General features: G+C 35.8%; 14 protein-coding genes, 1 tRNA gene and 1 pseudogene. 1 reads left to right on the top strand and 15 read right to left on the bottom strand.

The features are described 5' to 3' along the window. Positions 1 to 201: 201 nt before the first annotated feature. Positions 202 to 273: transfer RNA gene (locus HT699_RS01855), tRNA-Glu, on the bottom strand. Positions 274 to 371: 98 nt separating this feature from the next. Here HT699_RS01855 and HT699_RS01850 point away from each other — a divergent pair. After that, positions 372 to 1,267 (top strand): annotated as a pseudogene (locus HT699_RS01850) (ISNCY family transposase); the annotation flags it as partial. A gap of 296 nt (positions 1,268 to 1,563) precedes the next feature. On the opposite strand, the gene HT699_RS01845 reads toward HT699_RS01850, so the two are convergent. The 14 genes from HT699_RS01845 to dnaA all read right to left on the bottom strand — a co-directional run bounded on the left by HT699_RS01845 (position 1,564) and on the right by dnaA (position 16,296). Beyond that, on the bottom strand, positions 1,564 to 2,043 hold the full coding sequence (locus tag HT699_RS01845; RefSeq protein WP_000588858.1) for a sigma-70 family RNA polymerase sigma factor: 480 nt from the start codon (positions 2,041 to 2,043) through the stop codon (positions 1,564 to 1,566). A gap of 119 nt (positions 2,044 to 2,162) precedes the next feature. Continuing rightward, positions 2,163 to 4,121, bottom strand: coding sequence for an ATP-dependent zinc metalloprotease FtsH (gene ftsH / locus HT699_RS01840; protein WP_000744568.1), 1,959 nt, complete (start codon positions 4,119 to 4,121; stop codon positions 2,163 to 2,165). A 15-nt stretch (positions 4,122 to 4,136) separates the two neighbouring features. Continuing rightward, positions 4,137 to 4,679 carry a hypoxanthine phosphoribosyltransferase gene (gene hpt / locus HT699_RS01835; RefSeq protein ID WP_000892175.1) on the bottom strand — a complete coding sequence of 181 codons (543 nt, stop codon included), beginning with the start codon at positions 4,677 to 4,679 and terminating at the stop codon, positions 4,137 to 4,139. A gap of 4 nt (positions 4,680 to 4,683) precedes the next feature. Next, a complete protein-coding gene (gene tilS, locus HT699_RS01830) occupies positions 4,684 to 5,961 on the bottom strand; it encodes a tRNA lysidine(34) synthetase TilS (protein ID WP_001209058.1) in 1,278 nt (425 codons plus the stop codon). Beyond that, positions 5,958 to 7,226: a serine hydrolase gene (locus tag HT699_RS01825; RefSeq protein WP_001224763.1), complete on the bottom strand. Its 1,269-nt coding sequence runs from the start codon at positions 7,224 to 7,226 to the stop codon at positions 5,958 to 5,960. The genes tilS and HT699_RS01825 overlap by 4 nt, the downstream gene beginning before the upstream one ends. Beyond that, the gene (locus HT699_RS11965) at positions 7,219 to 7,341 is read right to left on the bottom strand and encodes an SP_0009 family protein (protein WP_000429334.1); all 123 of its coding nucleotides are present in this window, start codon (positions 7,339 to 7,341) and stop codon (positions 7,219 to 7,221) included. The genes HT699_RS01825 and HT699_RS11965 overlap by 8 nt, the downstream gene beginning before the upstream one ends. A gap of 4 nt (positions 7,342 to 7,345) precedes the next feature. After that, positions 7,346 to 7,714: a septum formation initiator family protein gene (locus HT699_RS01820; RefSeq protein WP_000041903.1), complete on the bottom strand. Its 369-nt coding sequence runs from the start codon at positions 7,712 to 7,714 to the stop codon at positions 7,346 to 7,348. Further along, positions 7,707 to 7,973: an RNA-binding S4 domain-containing protein gene (locus tag HT699_RS01815; RefSeq protein WP_001234978.1), complete on the bottom strand. Its 267-nt coding sequence runs from the start codon at positions 7,971 to 7,973 to the stop codon at positions 7,707 to 7,709. Before HT699_RS01815 ends, HT699_RS01820 begins: the two co-directional genes overlap by 8 nt. A gap of 57 nt (positions 7,974 to 8,030) precedes the next feature. Next, positions 8,031 to 11,540 carry a transcription-repair coupling factor gene (mfd, locus tag HT699_RS01810; protein ID WP_119919409.1) on the bottom strand — a complete coding sequence of 1,170 codons (3,510 nt, stop codon included), beginning with the start codon at positions 11,538 to 11,540 and terminating at the stop codon, positions 8,031 to 8,033. Then, positions 11,541 to 12,110: an aminoacyl-tRNA hydrolase gene (gene pth / locus HT699_RS01805; protein WP_000163917.1), complete on the bottom strand. Its 570-nt coding sequence runs from the start codon at positions 12,108 to 12,110 to the stop codon at positions 11,541 to 11,543. A 71-nt stretch (positions 12,111 to 12,181) separates the two neighbouring features. Next, positions 12,182 to 13,297, bottom strand: a complete 1,116-nt coding sequence (gene ychF, locus HT699_RS01800) for a redox-regulated ATPase YchF (protein WP_172934053.1) — start codon at positions 13,295 to 13,297, stop codon at positions 12,182 to 12,184. A gap of 83 nt (positions 13,298 to 13,380) precedes the next feature. Then, positions 13,381 to 13,575: a DUF951 family protein gene (locus HT699_RS01795; protein ID WP_000285186.1), complete on the bottom strand. Its 195-nt coding sequence runs from the start codon at positions 13,573 to 13,575 to the stop codon at positions 13,381 to 13,383. A 64-nt stretch (positions 13,576 to 13,639) separates the two neighbouring features. Then, on the bottom strand, positions 13,640 to 14,776 hold the full coding sequence (gene dnaN / locus HT699_RS01790) for a DNA polymerase III subunit beta (protein ID WP_172934052.1): 1,137 nt from the start codon (positions 14,774 to 14,776) through the stop codon (positions 13,640 to 13,642). A gap of 158 nt (positions 14,777 to 14,934) precedes the next feature. Beyond that, positions 14,935 to 16,296 carry a chromosomal replication initiator protein DnaA gene (dnaA, locus tag HT699_RS01785; protein WP_061438534.1) on the bottom strand — a complete coding sequence of 454 codons (1,362 nt, stop codon included), beginning with the start codon at positions 16,294 to 16,296 and terminating at the stop codon, positions 14,935 to 14,937. Positions 16,297 to 16,491 lie beyond the last annotated feature (195 nt).

The following is a 16,491-nucleotide window of genomic DNA, read 5'->3' as shown; positions in this document are numbered from 1 at the left end:
TGTTCAGTACTACAACCTTAGTTGTAATGCCCTGCACATTGGTTCGTCTTGTTCAGTTTTCAAAGGTCTTTGTCACTCGCTTCTCTCAAGCGACAACTATATTAGTATATCACAGTCACTTTCGCTTGTCAACACTTTTTTGAAACTTTTTTAAGTTTTTTTAAAACTTTTTTCATCAAGTGTTACAACCGCAACATACTATAGTCCGTACGGGATTCGAACCCGTGTTACCGCCGTGAAAAGGCGGTGTCTTAACCCCTTGACCAACGGACCAGAGTTGTTATTTTCAACTCTTACTATTATACCGACTTTTTCAGACTTGTCAACACCTTTTTCTAATTTTTTTTAAACTTTTTACAATTTTTTGGCGAGAAGTCATCTAAATGGAGGCTAGCCCTCATGCCTGGTTTGGAGCAGAAACCTCTAACTTACACCTAGCCATTGATGATGCTTCTGGCAATATCCTAGGCGCTTATTTTGATAAACAAGAGACCTTGAATGCTTACTATCATGTCCTCGAACAAATTTTAGACAACCACGGCATTCCCCTTCAAATCAAAACAGATAAAAGAACAGTCTTTACCTATCAAATCTCCAACTCTAAGAAAATGGAGGACGATACCCATACACAATTCGGATACGCCTGTCACCAACTGGGGATTCTCCTTGAGACAACCGCTATCCCTCAAGCTAAAGGGAGAGTCGAAAGACTCAATCAGGCACTACAATCTCGCCTGCCTATTGAACTGGAACGAAACAATATTCATACCTTGGAAGAAGCCAATACTTTCCTTCTTTCCTACATTCAAACCTTTAATGAACAGTTTGGAAACAAGACAAAACTCTCTGTCTTTGAGGAGGCTCCTAAGCCCTCTGAACGAAATCTCATTCTGGCTAGACTGGCGGAGAGAGTCGTCGATAGTGGACACCATATCCGATTCCAAAATCGTTGCTATATCCCTGTTGAACAAGGAAAAGAAGTCTACTTCAGCAGAAAGACGAAAGCATTCGTTATAAAAGAAGTTGACGGTGACATCTACCTCAATATCGCTGACAAGATCTATCACACAAAGGAGCTACTAGTTCATGAACTCTATTCGAAAAACTTTGAATCAGAACCAGAACAAAAAAAGAAAGACGCAAGTATGTCCCTCCACAAACCCATCCGTGGAAACTCACATCTTTCAAACAATATCTTCAGAAAAATAAAAAGGATTATGAAGAGTTTACTAGTGAGGAGCTTCATTCTCCTCAGCTACAAGTATAATCTATTTCTCGCTAAATGGGAAGCTGTTCCTTAAAGGAAATCACTCTATCCCTTACATTTAGGAGAGAGAAAGTAAGGAGTCTAAGACAAGCATTTCATTTGATAAGAGGCTTGGAGTTGTGAGGCTAGAGAGCCCAGGCTAAGACTAGCCTTGGTTTAGCTGAAAAAACAGCTTCAAGGGTTCCTCGTGTCAAATGAAAGCAAAATAATTGCCCTCAATCTCACCATTTTTTGGGGCATCATCACTTTCGATTGACACACCTTTTCCTATTTTTTTCATTTTTTTGCATTGCTTCTTACCGGCTACGGATGTCAAACTCTTTAAACACAATACGTAAGTCTCTTAACACTCTTTGACGCCCTCGAAATCGTTCATTTCTTAAAATGCGTTCTAGCTCTTCTTGTTTCTCTTTACTTTGTTTGTTTCTATAATCTCTTAGTGTTTCATAAAAGAGATAATAGTCATCTATCCACAGACCTCCCTCACTTATACGATGACTAATCTCACCTACTTCTTCATATGGTTCTTTATTATATCTTCGTTTGTAGCTTTCTTGTTTACGGATATAGTCTAGAATTCGATTCCGAAACTTAGTCTTAAAATATTTCCTTAAACGAGAGATATCTTCTACTAATCCTTCTTCTTTACTAATCAATTCATATAGACATATCATTCCCTCTTGGTCCCAATCCGACAATTCCCATAAATGAAGGTAATATTCATTTCTACACTTATACACAGTCCCTTGGACTTCTTCATACAATTCTTTAATCATAATTTTCCCCTTTCTAGATACAGTCTAACAGATTAGAAACACTTTTGGTACATTTCATCCATTCTGCACCCTTTAGCTCCTCAACTGCACAAAAAAGAGAGGTCTTGCCTCTCTTTGGGTTATTTTTCATCATTCATTTTTGACTTTACTTCATCATAAGATAATGCATGAGATTCCTCTTCTACTGCTTCAGGCATCTTTCCTGTTTCATAGAGAGATTTAATTTGTGTACTATCCAATGTTTCGTATTTCAATAGTGCTTCTGCAATCAACTTGTGAGTTTCACGATTTGACTGAATAATTTCAGCAGCTTTATTTCGTGCTTCATTCAATAATAAACGAACCTCTTCGTCAATTTCATAAGCTGTTTGTTCTGAAATTGATTTTTGAGGACTCTGTGCACCAAACATAGCATGATTTCCTTCATATTGTACTGGGCCAAGTTTTTCACTCATACCGTACTCTGTAACCATTGCACGCGCCATTTGTGTCGCCTGTTCAAAGTCGTTTGAAGCTCCTGTAGTTTGGACATTAAAGATAATTTCTTCAGCTACACGTCCACCCATTAAGCCAGCCAATTGCTCTTTCATATCTTCTTTAGATAGAAGCATTTGATCTTCTTTAGGAAGTGCAATCATGTATCCGCCTGCACGGCCTCTTGGTACAATTGTAACCTTATGAACAACGCGGGCATTCGATAAGACTAGGCCAACAATGGTATGTCCTGCCTCATGGTAGGCAACCAATTCACGTTCTTTTTGTGAAACTGTCTTATCTTTCTTAGAAGGTCCAGCAATCACTCTATCTTCTGCTTCATCAATATCTGAAGCATCAATTATCGATTTATTGCGACGAGCAGCAACCAAGGCTGCTTCATTCAAGACATTCTCTAAATCAGCACCAACAAAGCCTGGAGTTTGTTGAGCCACTAATTTCAAATCAACATCTTCTGCTAAAGGCTTGTTCTTAGCATGAACTTTCAAGATTGCTTCACGACCTTTAACATCAGGGCGACCAACCAATACTTTTCTATCAAAACGTCCTGGACGTAAAAGGGCAGGGTCTAGTACATCTGAACGGTTTGTCGCAGCAATGACGATAATCCCTTCATTTCCCTCAAAACCATCCATCTCAATCAAGAGTTGGTTCAAGGTTTGCTCACGTTCATCATTTCCTCCACCGAGGCCGACACCACGTTGGCGACCAACAGCATCAATTTCATCGATAAAGATGATAGCTGGCGCTGCTTTTTTGGCATCTTCAAAAAGAGAACGAACACGACTAGCTCCAACTCCGACAAACATTTCTACAAAATCAGAACCTGAGATACTCAAGAATGGAACACCTGCTTCTCCGGCGACTGCTTTAGCAAGCAAAGTTTTACCTGTTCCCGGAGGTCCCTCCAGAAGGACACCTGCTGGAATACGAGCCCCAAGTTTTGTAAATCGTTTTGGATCTTTTAAGAATTCAACAACTTCAACTAGTTCTTGTTTTTCTTCCTCAGCTCCAGCAACATCTGAAAATCTTACTTTAATATCTTCTTTATTTGCAGCTTTAGCCTTACTACGTCCAAAACTCATTGGATTACGGCCATTTCCTCCTCCCATATTTCCCATCATAGAGAATAGGAAGAAGAATAGAATTCCAAATGGCACAATGGATACGAGTAGATTAATCCACATACCACTTGAACTTTCATGCTTAACAGTTACTTCTGCTTTATGGTCAGTAGCAAGTTTTTGCAATTCTGATACGGTAGTGTCTGCAGGAAGAATAGTGCTGGTAAATTTCTCTACCTTAGTAACAGATGGCGTGAAAAACTGAATGCCTGTTTCTTCTCTACTTGTTTTAGGATTTTTATAAACACCCGAAACTTCGATAACACTGCCATTTGGTTGGTAGGTTAATTCTTTTACATTGTCATCGGTAATTTCTTTTACCAATTCTGTATAATTAATTTGCTCACTTTTCCCTGCAACACTACCTGTACTAAAATACTGGTAAGCTGTAACTAGGAAAAAAATAAGTAATAACCATAGAAATGGATTTTTAATTAAACCATTATTTTGTTTTTTCATTAAAAATTATTCTTTCTAATTTGAATACACTTCTTCTTTCAATACTCCAACATAAGGAAGATTACGATAATTTTCTTTGTAGTCTAAACCATAACCTACTACAAACTCATTTGGGATAGTAAAGCAGGTATAGTCTGCCTCAATTTCTACAACACGTCCTTCTGGTTTATCCAACAAGGTTGCAATCTTAACAGAAGCTGCTTCTCTTGCAATAAACATATCTCGCAAATTCTTCAAAGTTTGACCTGTATCAATGATATCTTCTACAAATAGAACATGTCTTCCTTTGATATCTTGAGTCACATCTTGTTTAATATTGATAACACCACTACTTGCTGTTCCACCATGGTAGCTAGAAACCATCATGAAGTCCATTTCAATATGTGTATCAATATGTTTAACCAATTCAGCCATAAAAGGAATAGATCCTTTTAAAATCCCGACTAAGATTGGATTTTTTCCTGCATAGTCTTTAGTGAGTTGAGCACCTAATTTTTTAGCAGCTTCTGTAATTTCATCGTGTGAAACGAGAATTTTTTTAATATCGTTTTCTAACATTTTTTTACCTATCTATTTTTTCTATATAAAGTACAGTGTTCATTATATCATTTTTCGTGTTTTTACTCAAATTACTGGTCGCAATTCCCAAAATTGAGACAATTTCACCAAATTGCTCAATAATCAGAGCAGATTTTCGCTTTTCCATAGGGATTTTCAAATCAATAAATAAACGTCTGAGTTTTTTTCTATGCCCATTTTGAATCAAAACATCTCCTGTTTTTCGATGACGAATGTGTATGGATGTTTCACGTGAAACAGGTATTTGTTGAATTGATTCACCTTCTAATGGAAGTCCAAAAGAAAATAAATATCCTTGATAAGCTACCTGATTTTGATAGTGTAACACAAGTTCATCTTCCTTTTCATCAGCCTGCGGACTGATTTTACAAATCTGAAACTGTTGGTACTCTTTTATCAATTCATAGCCATTTTTAATCGGATGACGATACTGGCTTTTAGATTTTAAAATCTGCTGAACTTCAGCAAACTGAGCTTTTGTAAGATTCAAATCTGGAAAACGATTCAGATAAGTTTGAAGTAAAACTCTTTGTGTAGACTCAGAGTAAGAAAATAACTGCTGTAAATCTTCCACATTAATATTGTTAGATAATTCAGCTATTGCCAAATCATAATCTAAAATTTCATTGCCAATGCCTAAGATTGCATCCCTAAATCGAGGATTTTCTTTTTCCAATTCTGGTAAGTAAGAGTTTCGAATACGATTTCGAAAATAATGATTCTCCTGATTTGATGTATCTTCAAAGTGAAAAATTGATGGAAAGTCTTTTTTCTGAAAATGCAAGAAGGGACGAATGATTTCTATCTCTCCGACTACTTGCTTCTCCTTAATTCCTGATAGATAGCGCAAGCGAGTACCTCGAATCAAGCGCATCAAAATCGTTTCCACCTGGTCATCCGCATGGTGGGCAGTGACTAAGGCTGTCGCACCTGTCTTTTTCATGACCTCTTGAAAAAAATCATAGCGAAAATTTCGTGCACGCGCTTCTGAAAATTCTCCTGAAAAATTGCTGACATAAATAGGAAGTCCAAATTCAGCAGCCAACTTCCTTAATTCCTGTTCTTCCCAATCTGATTCAATTCTCTGCTTATGATTCACATGAGCCAGAATCAATTCAATCTCTAACTCTTTTTGATAAGTAAACAATACCTTAAATAGAAACATAGAATCTAATCCACCAGAAAGAGCTAGCACCACCTTAGTATGCTTTTTAAAATATCCTCTCTTGAGAAAATGATTTAAAAAATCTTGTTCTCTCATTTTAGAACCTCATAAACATCCTTGGCTATCTGAGAAATCGTATCATAATCAGAATTCTTAGTGAAAATAGAAAGAATAAATGGAAAATCTGCGTAGATAACACCCGTATCATGCTTAAATTCGTCCGCATCCCCAATTTTATGAGCTACCTTCACAGAAACACCTTTGGCAATTCGCTGATTATCAAAATCTGTTTTAGTCAAAGACTCTAGCACAAATCCATTTTGATTATAAATAGCTTCCATGACCTTCCCGGCCATCTTGGAAGAAATCAATTTTTCTTTTGGATTCCAATCATCTCCCATAATGGCAGACATCTTGGATTTGAATGTGGCATCAGATTGGTTTGAAATGTAATAACCCAATAGATTATGAGCTACATTATCAGATTCTTTAGATACTTTTGTGATTAAGTCCTTGAGAGAATACTCTTTATTATCCTCTTTTTTAGGAAGACTACCACTTCCCTCTGGTTTATAAGAACCTGGAAAATCATTGACTGCAGATACGTATTTTACAGTCGTATCTAACTGATAAAGACCATCATTTATTTTTTCTTGCGCATAATAGAGATAAGGGAGTTTCAAAACGCTAGCTGCATACATCTTTTCATCTTGATTGATACCTGCTTCTTTTCCAGTAGTCAGTTGCTTAACATAAATAGAGAATGAATCCTTCTGATATTTTTCCGATAACATTTCTTGGACTTTACTCATCCGATTATCTTCTTCAGAAGTTGATTCTTTAGCTACCCATCCAACCTGATCAATATGTAGAAATTCTCTTCCTTCTACAAACATGGTTTTGTCGATTGATACTTGCGAATAAGCTGATAAGGATGATTTCACTTCTTTTAAATCATAAGGGCTATTATACAGTTTAAAGTCAGATTCTAACCATACTTTTTTTATTGTTGAAGTTACCTCTGACTGATCATATAAAAATCGTTTGTCCGCAGCTATAAATTGATGATTTGATAGCTTAAATACCGGAATTCCTTGTTTATTTAAGCGCCACTCGGTTATTTGAAAACTTGTTTTAGGAGTCAATTTTCCAGATTCCACTACTAAATCTTCATTCGCATAGACAGGAACTTCTCCATAAACCATAGGAGAACTTAGCTTTTCTCTAAAATAAATACCAAAGTCAGATTGTGAAAGGTAATAAATTTCTTTCGAAGTATAGACGACTTCTTTTTCTGTGCTAACGACTTTTGAGATGGTCAAAAAACTCGGTAGCAACAAAATAATTAAGAATTTACGCATTCTTCCTTTCCTTTTCTTCTTGTAAACGCAATAATTGATTTTTATCAGCCAATTCTTCCAGCTTTTCATCTGATAAACTCAAAAATTGCTCAATTACATCTAATAAATTTTCCATTTTATCACCTTTGAAGCAAGTCAGGAATCGTATAAACTATTTCCCTCGACTTAGAATAATAGTACTTCGCTCGTGTATATTTGGCAGCATAATCCTCATCTTTCAACTTGGTAGCAAATGCTGTCTCCTTATCCTTTTCATCACTCAAGGTTTGATACTGAGTTTGCAAGTCTGCTAATTGCTGACGTCTTTGGAGTAATTGCTGATAGCTCTGCGCTAAATTAAAAGTTGGCAAGATAAATAATAGCATAATCAAAATCAATACCCACCCCATAAAACGATTCCGTTTTTGTCGTTCTTTCATCAGGTAGCGACGACGTTGGTGTTCATTTTGAATAAAAGAATTATTCAATTGTACAATATTTTTAGACATTTTCTTCTACCCGTGTTTCACTGATAATTTCATACATGCCTGCTGCATCTTCTTTTTTTGTACTATCTTTCATCTCCAGTACTTTTACAAGTAGCAACTTATTGCCAAAGCGAATTTCAACTTGGTCATTAACTTTCAAATCCGTTGAACTTTTGGCCAAGATTCCATTAACCTTAATTCTGCCTTTATCTGCTACTTCCTTTGCGACTGTACGACGCTTGATAATTCGTGATACTTTTAAATATTTGTCTAATCTCATCCTTATTACCTCAACTTATTATTGTACCATTTTTATCTACTTTATAGAAGAAAAATATCAAATGGAATTTTCTTTCTTAGACTCTTTTATCTCTAATAAACTTTCTCCAAAAATCAGCAGACCTTCTAAAATTTCATAATCTTTCTTATTTCGGACATCAAATACAAGCTCCATTGATCCCTTATTCTCAGCGATGCCTGCTTTTAAGTTCGTTGCGGATAAAGATTTAAAATAATCTTGAGCTAAAAACAGTCGTTGAGTGACTTTTTCAAATTGAATTGTAATTTTATTATCTTTTCTTTCCACACGTTGAACAAAGACCTTGTCCAAATATGACTTGACTAAACCAATCTCTAAAAGATAAGCAACTACATCTGGGTATTCTCCAAAACGGTCTATCAACTCCTCTTGTAACTCTTCATAATTGACACAGCTGTCAATTTGACGAATTTTCTTGTAAATTTCAATCTTATGTCGTTGGTCAGAAATATAAGTATCAGGAAGATAGGCATCAATTTGCAAAATCAACTCAGCATTCCCTTTGGTTCTTGTGTTAGCGTTAGCATTACCGTTTCGTTTAGCAATAGCTTCCTCTAGTAACTGTGAATACAATTCAAAACCAACAGAATCAATGAAACCAGACTGGGATTTTCCTAGGAGATTCCCTGCTCCACGAATCGAAAGATCTCGCATAGCAATCTTAAATCCAGAGCCCAATTCTGTAAATCCTTTGATTGCCTCTAATCTCTTTTCAGAGACTTCACTGATTGATTTTTCTGGACGATACATGAGATAGGCATAAGCAATACGATTACTACGACCGACTCTTCCTCTTAACTGATACAAGGTTGACAAACCCATATGGTCCGCATTTTCAATAAACAAAGTATTGGCATTTGGAATGTCCACCCCTGTCTCAATAATGGTAGTCGTCACCAAGATATCGTATTGTCCCTCAATAAAGTCTAGTAGAGTATTTTCCAACTGGATTTCACTCATTCTACCATGAACATAACCAATCGAAGCCTCTGGAATCAACTCCTGTAATTCTGAAACCTTCTGGTCAATCGTGTCAACTTTGTTGTAAAGGTAGTAAACTTGACCTCCACGCTCCATTTCACGCAAAACAGCATCACGAATGACACTATCATTCTTTTCCAAAACATATGTCTGAACAGGATAACGATTAGTCGGCGGAGTTTCAATAACAGACAAATCTCTGATTCCCAACATAGACATATGGAGGGTACGAGGGATTGGAGTAGCGGTCAAAGTTAGGACATCCACTTGTTTCTTCAACTCTTTCAAGGTTTCCTTGTGCTTGACACCAAATCGTTGTTCTTCATCAATAATCATCAAGCCCAAATCAGCAAACACAACATCTTTTGACAAAACACGATGGGTTCCAATCAAAATATCAACTTGACCGTTTTTTAATTTTTCAAGTGTTTCAGTCTGCTCTTTTTTACTTCTAAAGCGACTCAATACATCAATATTAACTGCAAAATTTTGGAATCGTTCCTTAAAATTTGTATAGTGCTGTTGCGCTAAAACCGTCGTCGGAACTAAGACGACAGCCTGTTTGTGATCATTGACTGCCTTAAAGGCTGCACGCATAGCAACTTCAGTCTTTCCAAAACCAACATCCCCAACTAAAAGTCTATCCATTGGCTGAGAAGCCTGCATATCTCTCTTGATTTCCTCAATACTACGAAGTTGATCATCCGTTTCAACATAAGGGAAAGCATCATCAAAGGCATCTTGATCTTCATTATCAGCTGAAAAAGCAAAACCCTTCAACTGGTTACGTTCAGAGTAGAGTTTAATTAAATCGTCAGCTATATCCTCTACCTGGTTCTTAACCTTTTGCTTGGCCTTTTTAAAATGACCGTCATTTAATTTATTGAGCTTTGGAGCTTTCCCATCACTTGAAACATATTTAGACAGTAGATGAATCTGTTCTACTGGGATAGAGATTTGATCCCCGTTTTGGTATTGAACACTAACATAATCACGGTGAATCCCCTTGATTTCAATTGTTTCAATTCCTAGATATTGACCAATCCCATGAATATGGTGAACAACGTAATCTCCTTTTTCAAGTTCATTGTAATCTTTTAATCTCTCTGCGTTTGAAACATGCTGTCTTCGAAAACGACGTTTCAATTTCTTTTGAAAAATCTCATGTTCAGTTATCAATAAAATCTTTTCATCTACAAAATGAAAACCATGTCTTAGGTTACTCTCAATTAAGTTTACAGATTGTTGATAGATTCTTGACTTATCTCTGGAATCCAATTTAATCTGATATTCCTCTAACATATCCTCCAATGTTTTACTTCCCATTGAATTGCTAGATTGCAGGATAATAGTGTAATCCATTTTTTTGTATCGTTCAATTTCTTCTTTTAAAAAAGAAAATTGATTGAAAAACTCCTGCATAGGATATTGATTAAATTGATAAATTTGGTCAAACTTGAGATTTCCTAGTCCCTTTTGAAGATTAGAGAAAAAAGTCACCGGACTTTGTTTTTTATAGATTTGTTCAATATCAGCAAAATACTGCATATCAGAAAATGCTTTACTATTCTGTAATTCTTCTGTAAAGTACTGCGCTAATTCTCTTTCAAAGACTTCATACTGATTCATCAATTTTTGATAATCATCAAAGAATATTGGTATGTTTTTTTCAATATAATCAAATACAGTCCATGTCTTATCATAGCATAAAGATAAAAATTTCCGTGAATCAGAATGCATTTGTTTTTGGTGAAAACTTGAAAGAATTTCTTCTAAGTATGATTTTAAAATAGGTGATAACGTTTTTGAAATCTGTTTTTCTAAAGCTGACTGACCTCGTTGATAATCATTTTCTCTCAAAAGTATGTCGCTAGCTGGAAAGATTGTGAGTTCTGTCTTATTTTCTTTCGATAATTGTGTTTCTACTTCAAATGACCTGATACCATCAATTTCATCACCAAAAAACTCAATTCGGCAAGGTTCTAACTGGGATATTTCAAAAATATCTAAAATATCTCCTCGCAGACTAAATTCGCCTTGAGTTTGTACTTGTGTAACTTTTCGATAGCCAATTTCCTTTAACTGATGGATAAGCGCGTGTTGATCATATTCTTCACCAAGTGAGATTTTTACAATACTATCTTTGAATACATTGGGAGACGGTAAAATCAATCGACTTGCTGCGATATTACAAACTAAAATCCCTCTCTTAGATGAATCAGTCAAAAAACGCAAGGCTTCAACCCGTGAAATGATTTTTTCTTGTGAAGACATCAAAAACTCCACCATAGGAGTATCATCTACCAAAAATGGATAGACAAGTTCCTCACCCAAGATAGATAGAAGATCACTAACAAGTCCTTCTGCTTCTCCATAAGTTGACGTCAACAATACAATCTTATCTTCTTTTTCTAAACTGCTTGCAATTGCAAGAGACTTAGTAGACGTTGATAAACCAAGTATCAGTTGTCTTTTCTTATCTGTTAAATTTTGATGCCATTTTTTGATCTGATTATTTTCTGAGAATAAATCTAATAAGGTCACCATTTATCCATTATACCTCTGCATTGTTTTCTCAAAATTTTTCTCTTGTAAATAGTAGTTTACAGAATCGTCAACCTTGTCAATAGACTGTAAAATACCGATATAATCATCCCTGTCAAAGGTACTCAAAACATGGTGAACAACTGACATACCATTTTTAGGTCTCCCAATTCCAATCTTAACACGGTTAAAGACCTGAGTTCCAATATGTTGAATAATAGACTTAATACCATTGTGACCACCTGCTGAGCCCTTTGCTCTTAAACGAATCTTTCCAACTTCCATGTCAAGGTCATCGTAAATGATAAGTAAATCTTCAATATCCAAACCATAGTAAGTCAATAAAGCATGAACTGCTTTTCCACTTTCATTCATAAAGGTCGTTGGTTTAACCAGATAAATTTTTTCTCCATTGAAGAAAAAGGATGCTAGGTCTGCTTGAAATATCTTATCGTGTGTAAAAGTGACATTTTGTTTTTTCGCTAGTTGGTCAATCAACATGAAACCAACATTGTGTTTTGTTTCAAAATATTTATCCCCTGGATTTCCCAAGCCTACAAGTAATTTGGTCATTTATTTTTCCTTTCAAAAGCCAAAAGGGTTGGAATTTTTTTCCAACCTAATTGACACCATTTATTAATTTTTTAGACATTAAAGCGGAATTCCATGATATCGCCATCTTGAACGATATATTCTTTTCCTTCTTCACGCAAGCGTCCAGCTTCTTTTACGGCCTTTTCAGATCCGTATTTCACTAAATCCTCATATGACATGGTTACTGCACGAATAAATCCTTTTTCAAAGTCTGAGTGGATAATCCCAGCTGCTTGAGGAGCCTTCATACTACGTTTGAAAGTCCAAGCGCGAACTTCTTTTTCACCAGCTGTGAAGTAAGTTCCCAATCCAAGCAAGTGGTAAGCTGCACGCGTCAACTTATCTACACCTGATTCTATCAAACCAATGGCTTCAAGAAACTCTTTTTTATCTTCATCGTCCAATTCAGAAATTTCTTCCTCAGCACGCGCAGAAATGACGACTACTTCAGCATTTTCTGTCGCTGCAAATTCACGAATTTGTTTGACATAGTTGATAGAGTCAGGTTCTGAAACCACATCCTCGTCAACATTAGCAACATAGAGCACTGGTTTAGTCGTCAAAAGGAAAAGACCTTTTACAACCTTTTGTTCCTCATCTGTAAATTCAATAGTTCGAGCTGATTTCCCATCTTCAAGGACTGGTTTAATCTTTTGAAGAACATTAAACTCAGCTACTGATTCTTTATCTTTTTGCGTACGTGCCATCTTTTCTACACGCGCATATCGTTTGTTCACCGATTCTAAGTCAGCAAGAATCAATTCTAGGTTAATGGTGTCAATATCGGCAAGTGGATCTACAAAGGCGTCTTCACGTCCTTGCTCGCGCATCACATTTTCATCATCAAAAGCACGAACTACGTGAACAATCGCATCTACTTCACGAATATTGGCCAAGAATTTATTCCCTAGCCCTTCTCCTTTTGAAGCTCCTTTTACAATCCCTGCAATATCTGTAAATTCAAATGTTGTTGGCACTGTCTTTTTAGGAGTAATCATTTCAGTTAGTTTTTGTAGGCGTTCATCTGGAACTTCAACCATTCCAACGTTTGGATCAATCGTCGCAAATGGGTAGTTTGCTGCCTCTGCTCCTGCTTTTGTAATTGCATTAAATAGTGTTGATTTACCAACGTTTGGCAAACCAACGATACCTGCTGTCAAAGCCATATTTCTCATTCTCCGTTTTCATTTCAGTCCCTAATATTATAACACAAAAAGGGAAAACTTGCTAACCCTCTAACTAAGGGTTCTCAGTCAATAATTTTATTCATTTTTCGATCAAAATCATAGCGTCCCATCATGACAACATGGTCACAATTACTGCATTTGATTTTGATATCTGCTCCTACACGTGTAATTTCCCAACGATTAGCTTTTTTTCCTGTTGACTTGATGGTGCAAGCATGTGGTTTTTTCATTTCAACAAAATTTCCAACTTGATACATACTATTCTCCTTTTCTTTTTCGATTATATCATAAAAGAGGCGAGCTAAGCTCAACCTCTTTCACTTAATTTGTACGAACTGGTGTAATGAGCTGCATGAAGTCTTCGTCAGTATCTGCTGGCACAAGAGTAAATGGACGAACAGCTGAGATAAAGCTAATGGTAACCTTTTCGCTATTTAAAGCTTTAAGAGAATCAATTAAGTAAGTTGGGTTGAAACTAATGGTCAAATCTTCACCAGTAACCTGATCAGTATCGATTTCTTCGTTTACTTTACCAACTTCTGGAGAGTGAACATGGGCGCTAATAATACCACCTTTAATTTCAAGTTTCACAGTACCATTTTGAGTCGCACTTGATAAAAGACGAGCACGCTCCATTGACTGGCGTAAGTTTACCACATCAAAAGTAATAGTAGTGTTAAAGTCTGTTGGAATCAAGCGATCTGTATCAGGATAGTTTCCTTCTAGGAGACGAGTATAGAAGCTAATATTTTCGCTTCTAAAGAGGATTTGGTTATTGGCAAAGAAAATCTCTACAGTTTCGATATCATCTGTAAATACCACTGAAAATTCGCGTAGAGAACGGCTAGGAATCACGACATCAAAATCATCACTATTTTTCTCAAGCATTAATTTTTTCTGGCTTAGACGATGAGAGTCTGTTGCCACTGTTTTTAGCTCCTTATGCTGACTCAATACAAAATGAACACCTGTTAAAATTGGACGACTTTCTTGTGTACTTGCAGCAAAAGCTGTTTCATTGATAATTTTCTTGAGCAATTTTGTTTCAAGAACCAAAGGAGTGCTTGCTGAAATTTCTTGGATTCGTGGATACTGTTCACTATCTTTTCCTTTTAAGGTAATTTCTGATTTGCCGCTGGTTAAAACAATTTGATTTTGTTCAATTTCTTTAAAATCAAGAGTTACATCAGGTAGGCTAGATACCACATTGATAAAGAAAGAAGCTTCAAGAAGGATCGAACCTAAAGAAGTAATTAATAGACCAGCATCTTCATTTTTTTGAGAAATAAAATTTTCAATTGAAATTTGACCATTTGAACCAATTAAAGTAACACCTTCATTGGTCACGTCAATTTTGACAGTTGATAAAATAGGAATGGCATTTTTAGAACTAATAGCTCTTTTAGTTGTATTTAAGGCTTGTAGAAATAAATTTTTATTAATTGAAAAATGAATCATGGATTCTCCTTTATTTATTTTTAGTATTAGAAGGATAATAGTAATAATAGAGTCTGTGAAATCTGTGGAAAACAGACTTTAAACAAGTCATATCAAGTTTTTTGGCTTGTTTAAAAAATGTGGATAAAAAAGATAATAAAGTAAAAGTTATCCACAACTTATTTGATTTTCTTTTTGATTGATTCAATTTCTAAGCGTAAATTATCGTCTTCATCAATCAAAGATTTAATTTTAGCATGGGCATGAATAACTGTTGTATGATCTTTTCCACCAAATTCCTTCCCAATTTTTGGAAGACTATTATCTGTTAGTTCTCTAGATAAATACATGGCTACTTGACGGGCTAACACAATGTTTTGAAGGCGTCTGCTTCCCTTCATTTCTTTGACACTAACTCCATAGAAGTTACCAACTTCATTTTGGATTTTGTCAATTGGGATGACGAGCATTTGGCTAACATCTTGTTTTCGAGCTCTAATAGCTTCTGCAGCAATATCAATAGTGATATCCTTGATATTTTTTACTCTGGCAATTAAAGTGATGTCGTTTATGGCTCCCTCAAGATCTCGAACATTTGAATCAAATTGCCCAGCTAGGTATTCTAGAGTATCACTTTGGAAATTGTAGCCTAAATGTTCCGTTTTACTTTGTAAAATGGCAATGCGTGTTTCAAAGTCAGGGGGTGTGATAGTTTGTGTCAATCCCCAACTAAAGCGCGTGACAAGCCTCTCCTCGAGTCCTTCTAAATGCTTTGGACTTCTATCACTGGTTAGGACAATCTGTTTTTGCTTGTCATGAAGGGCATTAAAAGTATTGAAAAATTCTTCTTGAGTTGCAACTTTTTTTCCGCTGAGTGACTGGATATCATCAATTAGCAAAAGATCAAGACTGCGGTAGGTTTTTTTAAACTTTTCCATTTCCCCAAGTCTTAGGTGATCAAGAAAGTCATTGATAAAGCTTTCGGCAGGAATATATTTAACACGCGCATTTGGAATATTTTTTAGAATTTCATTTCCAATAGCGTTTAACAGGTGAGTCTTACCAAGCCCAGGTCCTCCATAGATAAAAAGAGGGTTATAGGTTAGAGCCAAATCTTCAGAGACAGCCAAAGCAGCTGATACAGCCCAAACATTTCCATCCCCTTGGATAAAATTATCAAAGGTATACTTCTCTTTTAATCCAGTATCCGAATAAGGAATAGATGCTAACTTTGGACTATAGTCATAAAGAGTTGAATTTGTAGCTTCTTCAACTTGTGAGATAGCCGTATCTTGAGGTTTAGTGAAAATATAGTGGGGAGTTATTTCAGCGTCATAAATTTCAAAACCAGCTACTACAATAATATCTTTTAGTTGTTTTTCCCAGACCATTTCCATTTCAGAGCGAGGTAGAAATATAGTGGCAACATTTTCCTCTACCTTGATGAGTTCAGCTTGAATAGCATAGAAATCATACATGGATCGAGTCAGTCTTTCTTGCGCAAATTCTAAGATACGATTCCAAAATTGTTTTTCTTTCAATCCTTTCTCCTCCTTTACTATTTAAAAGTTTAATACTAGAGATATTTTACCATATATAGCAAGAATTTTCCACAAGCTGTGAAAAATAATCCACAATGTTATCAAGTTTTATCCACAGGTTGGGGATAAAGTCAGAAACTATTGTTTTATTAAGCTTTTTATCGAAAAACATAGTGGATAACCTTGTGAGATAAA

Source organism: Streptococcus sp. 1055, from assembly GCF_013276815.1.
Classification (GTDB): Bacteria; Bacillota; Bacilli; order Lactobacillales; family Streptococcaceae; genus Streptococcus; species Streptococcus pseudopneumoniae.
This window is presented reverse-complemented; position numbering and strand designations above follow the sequence as displayed.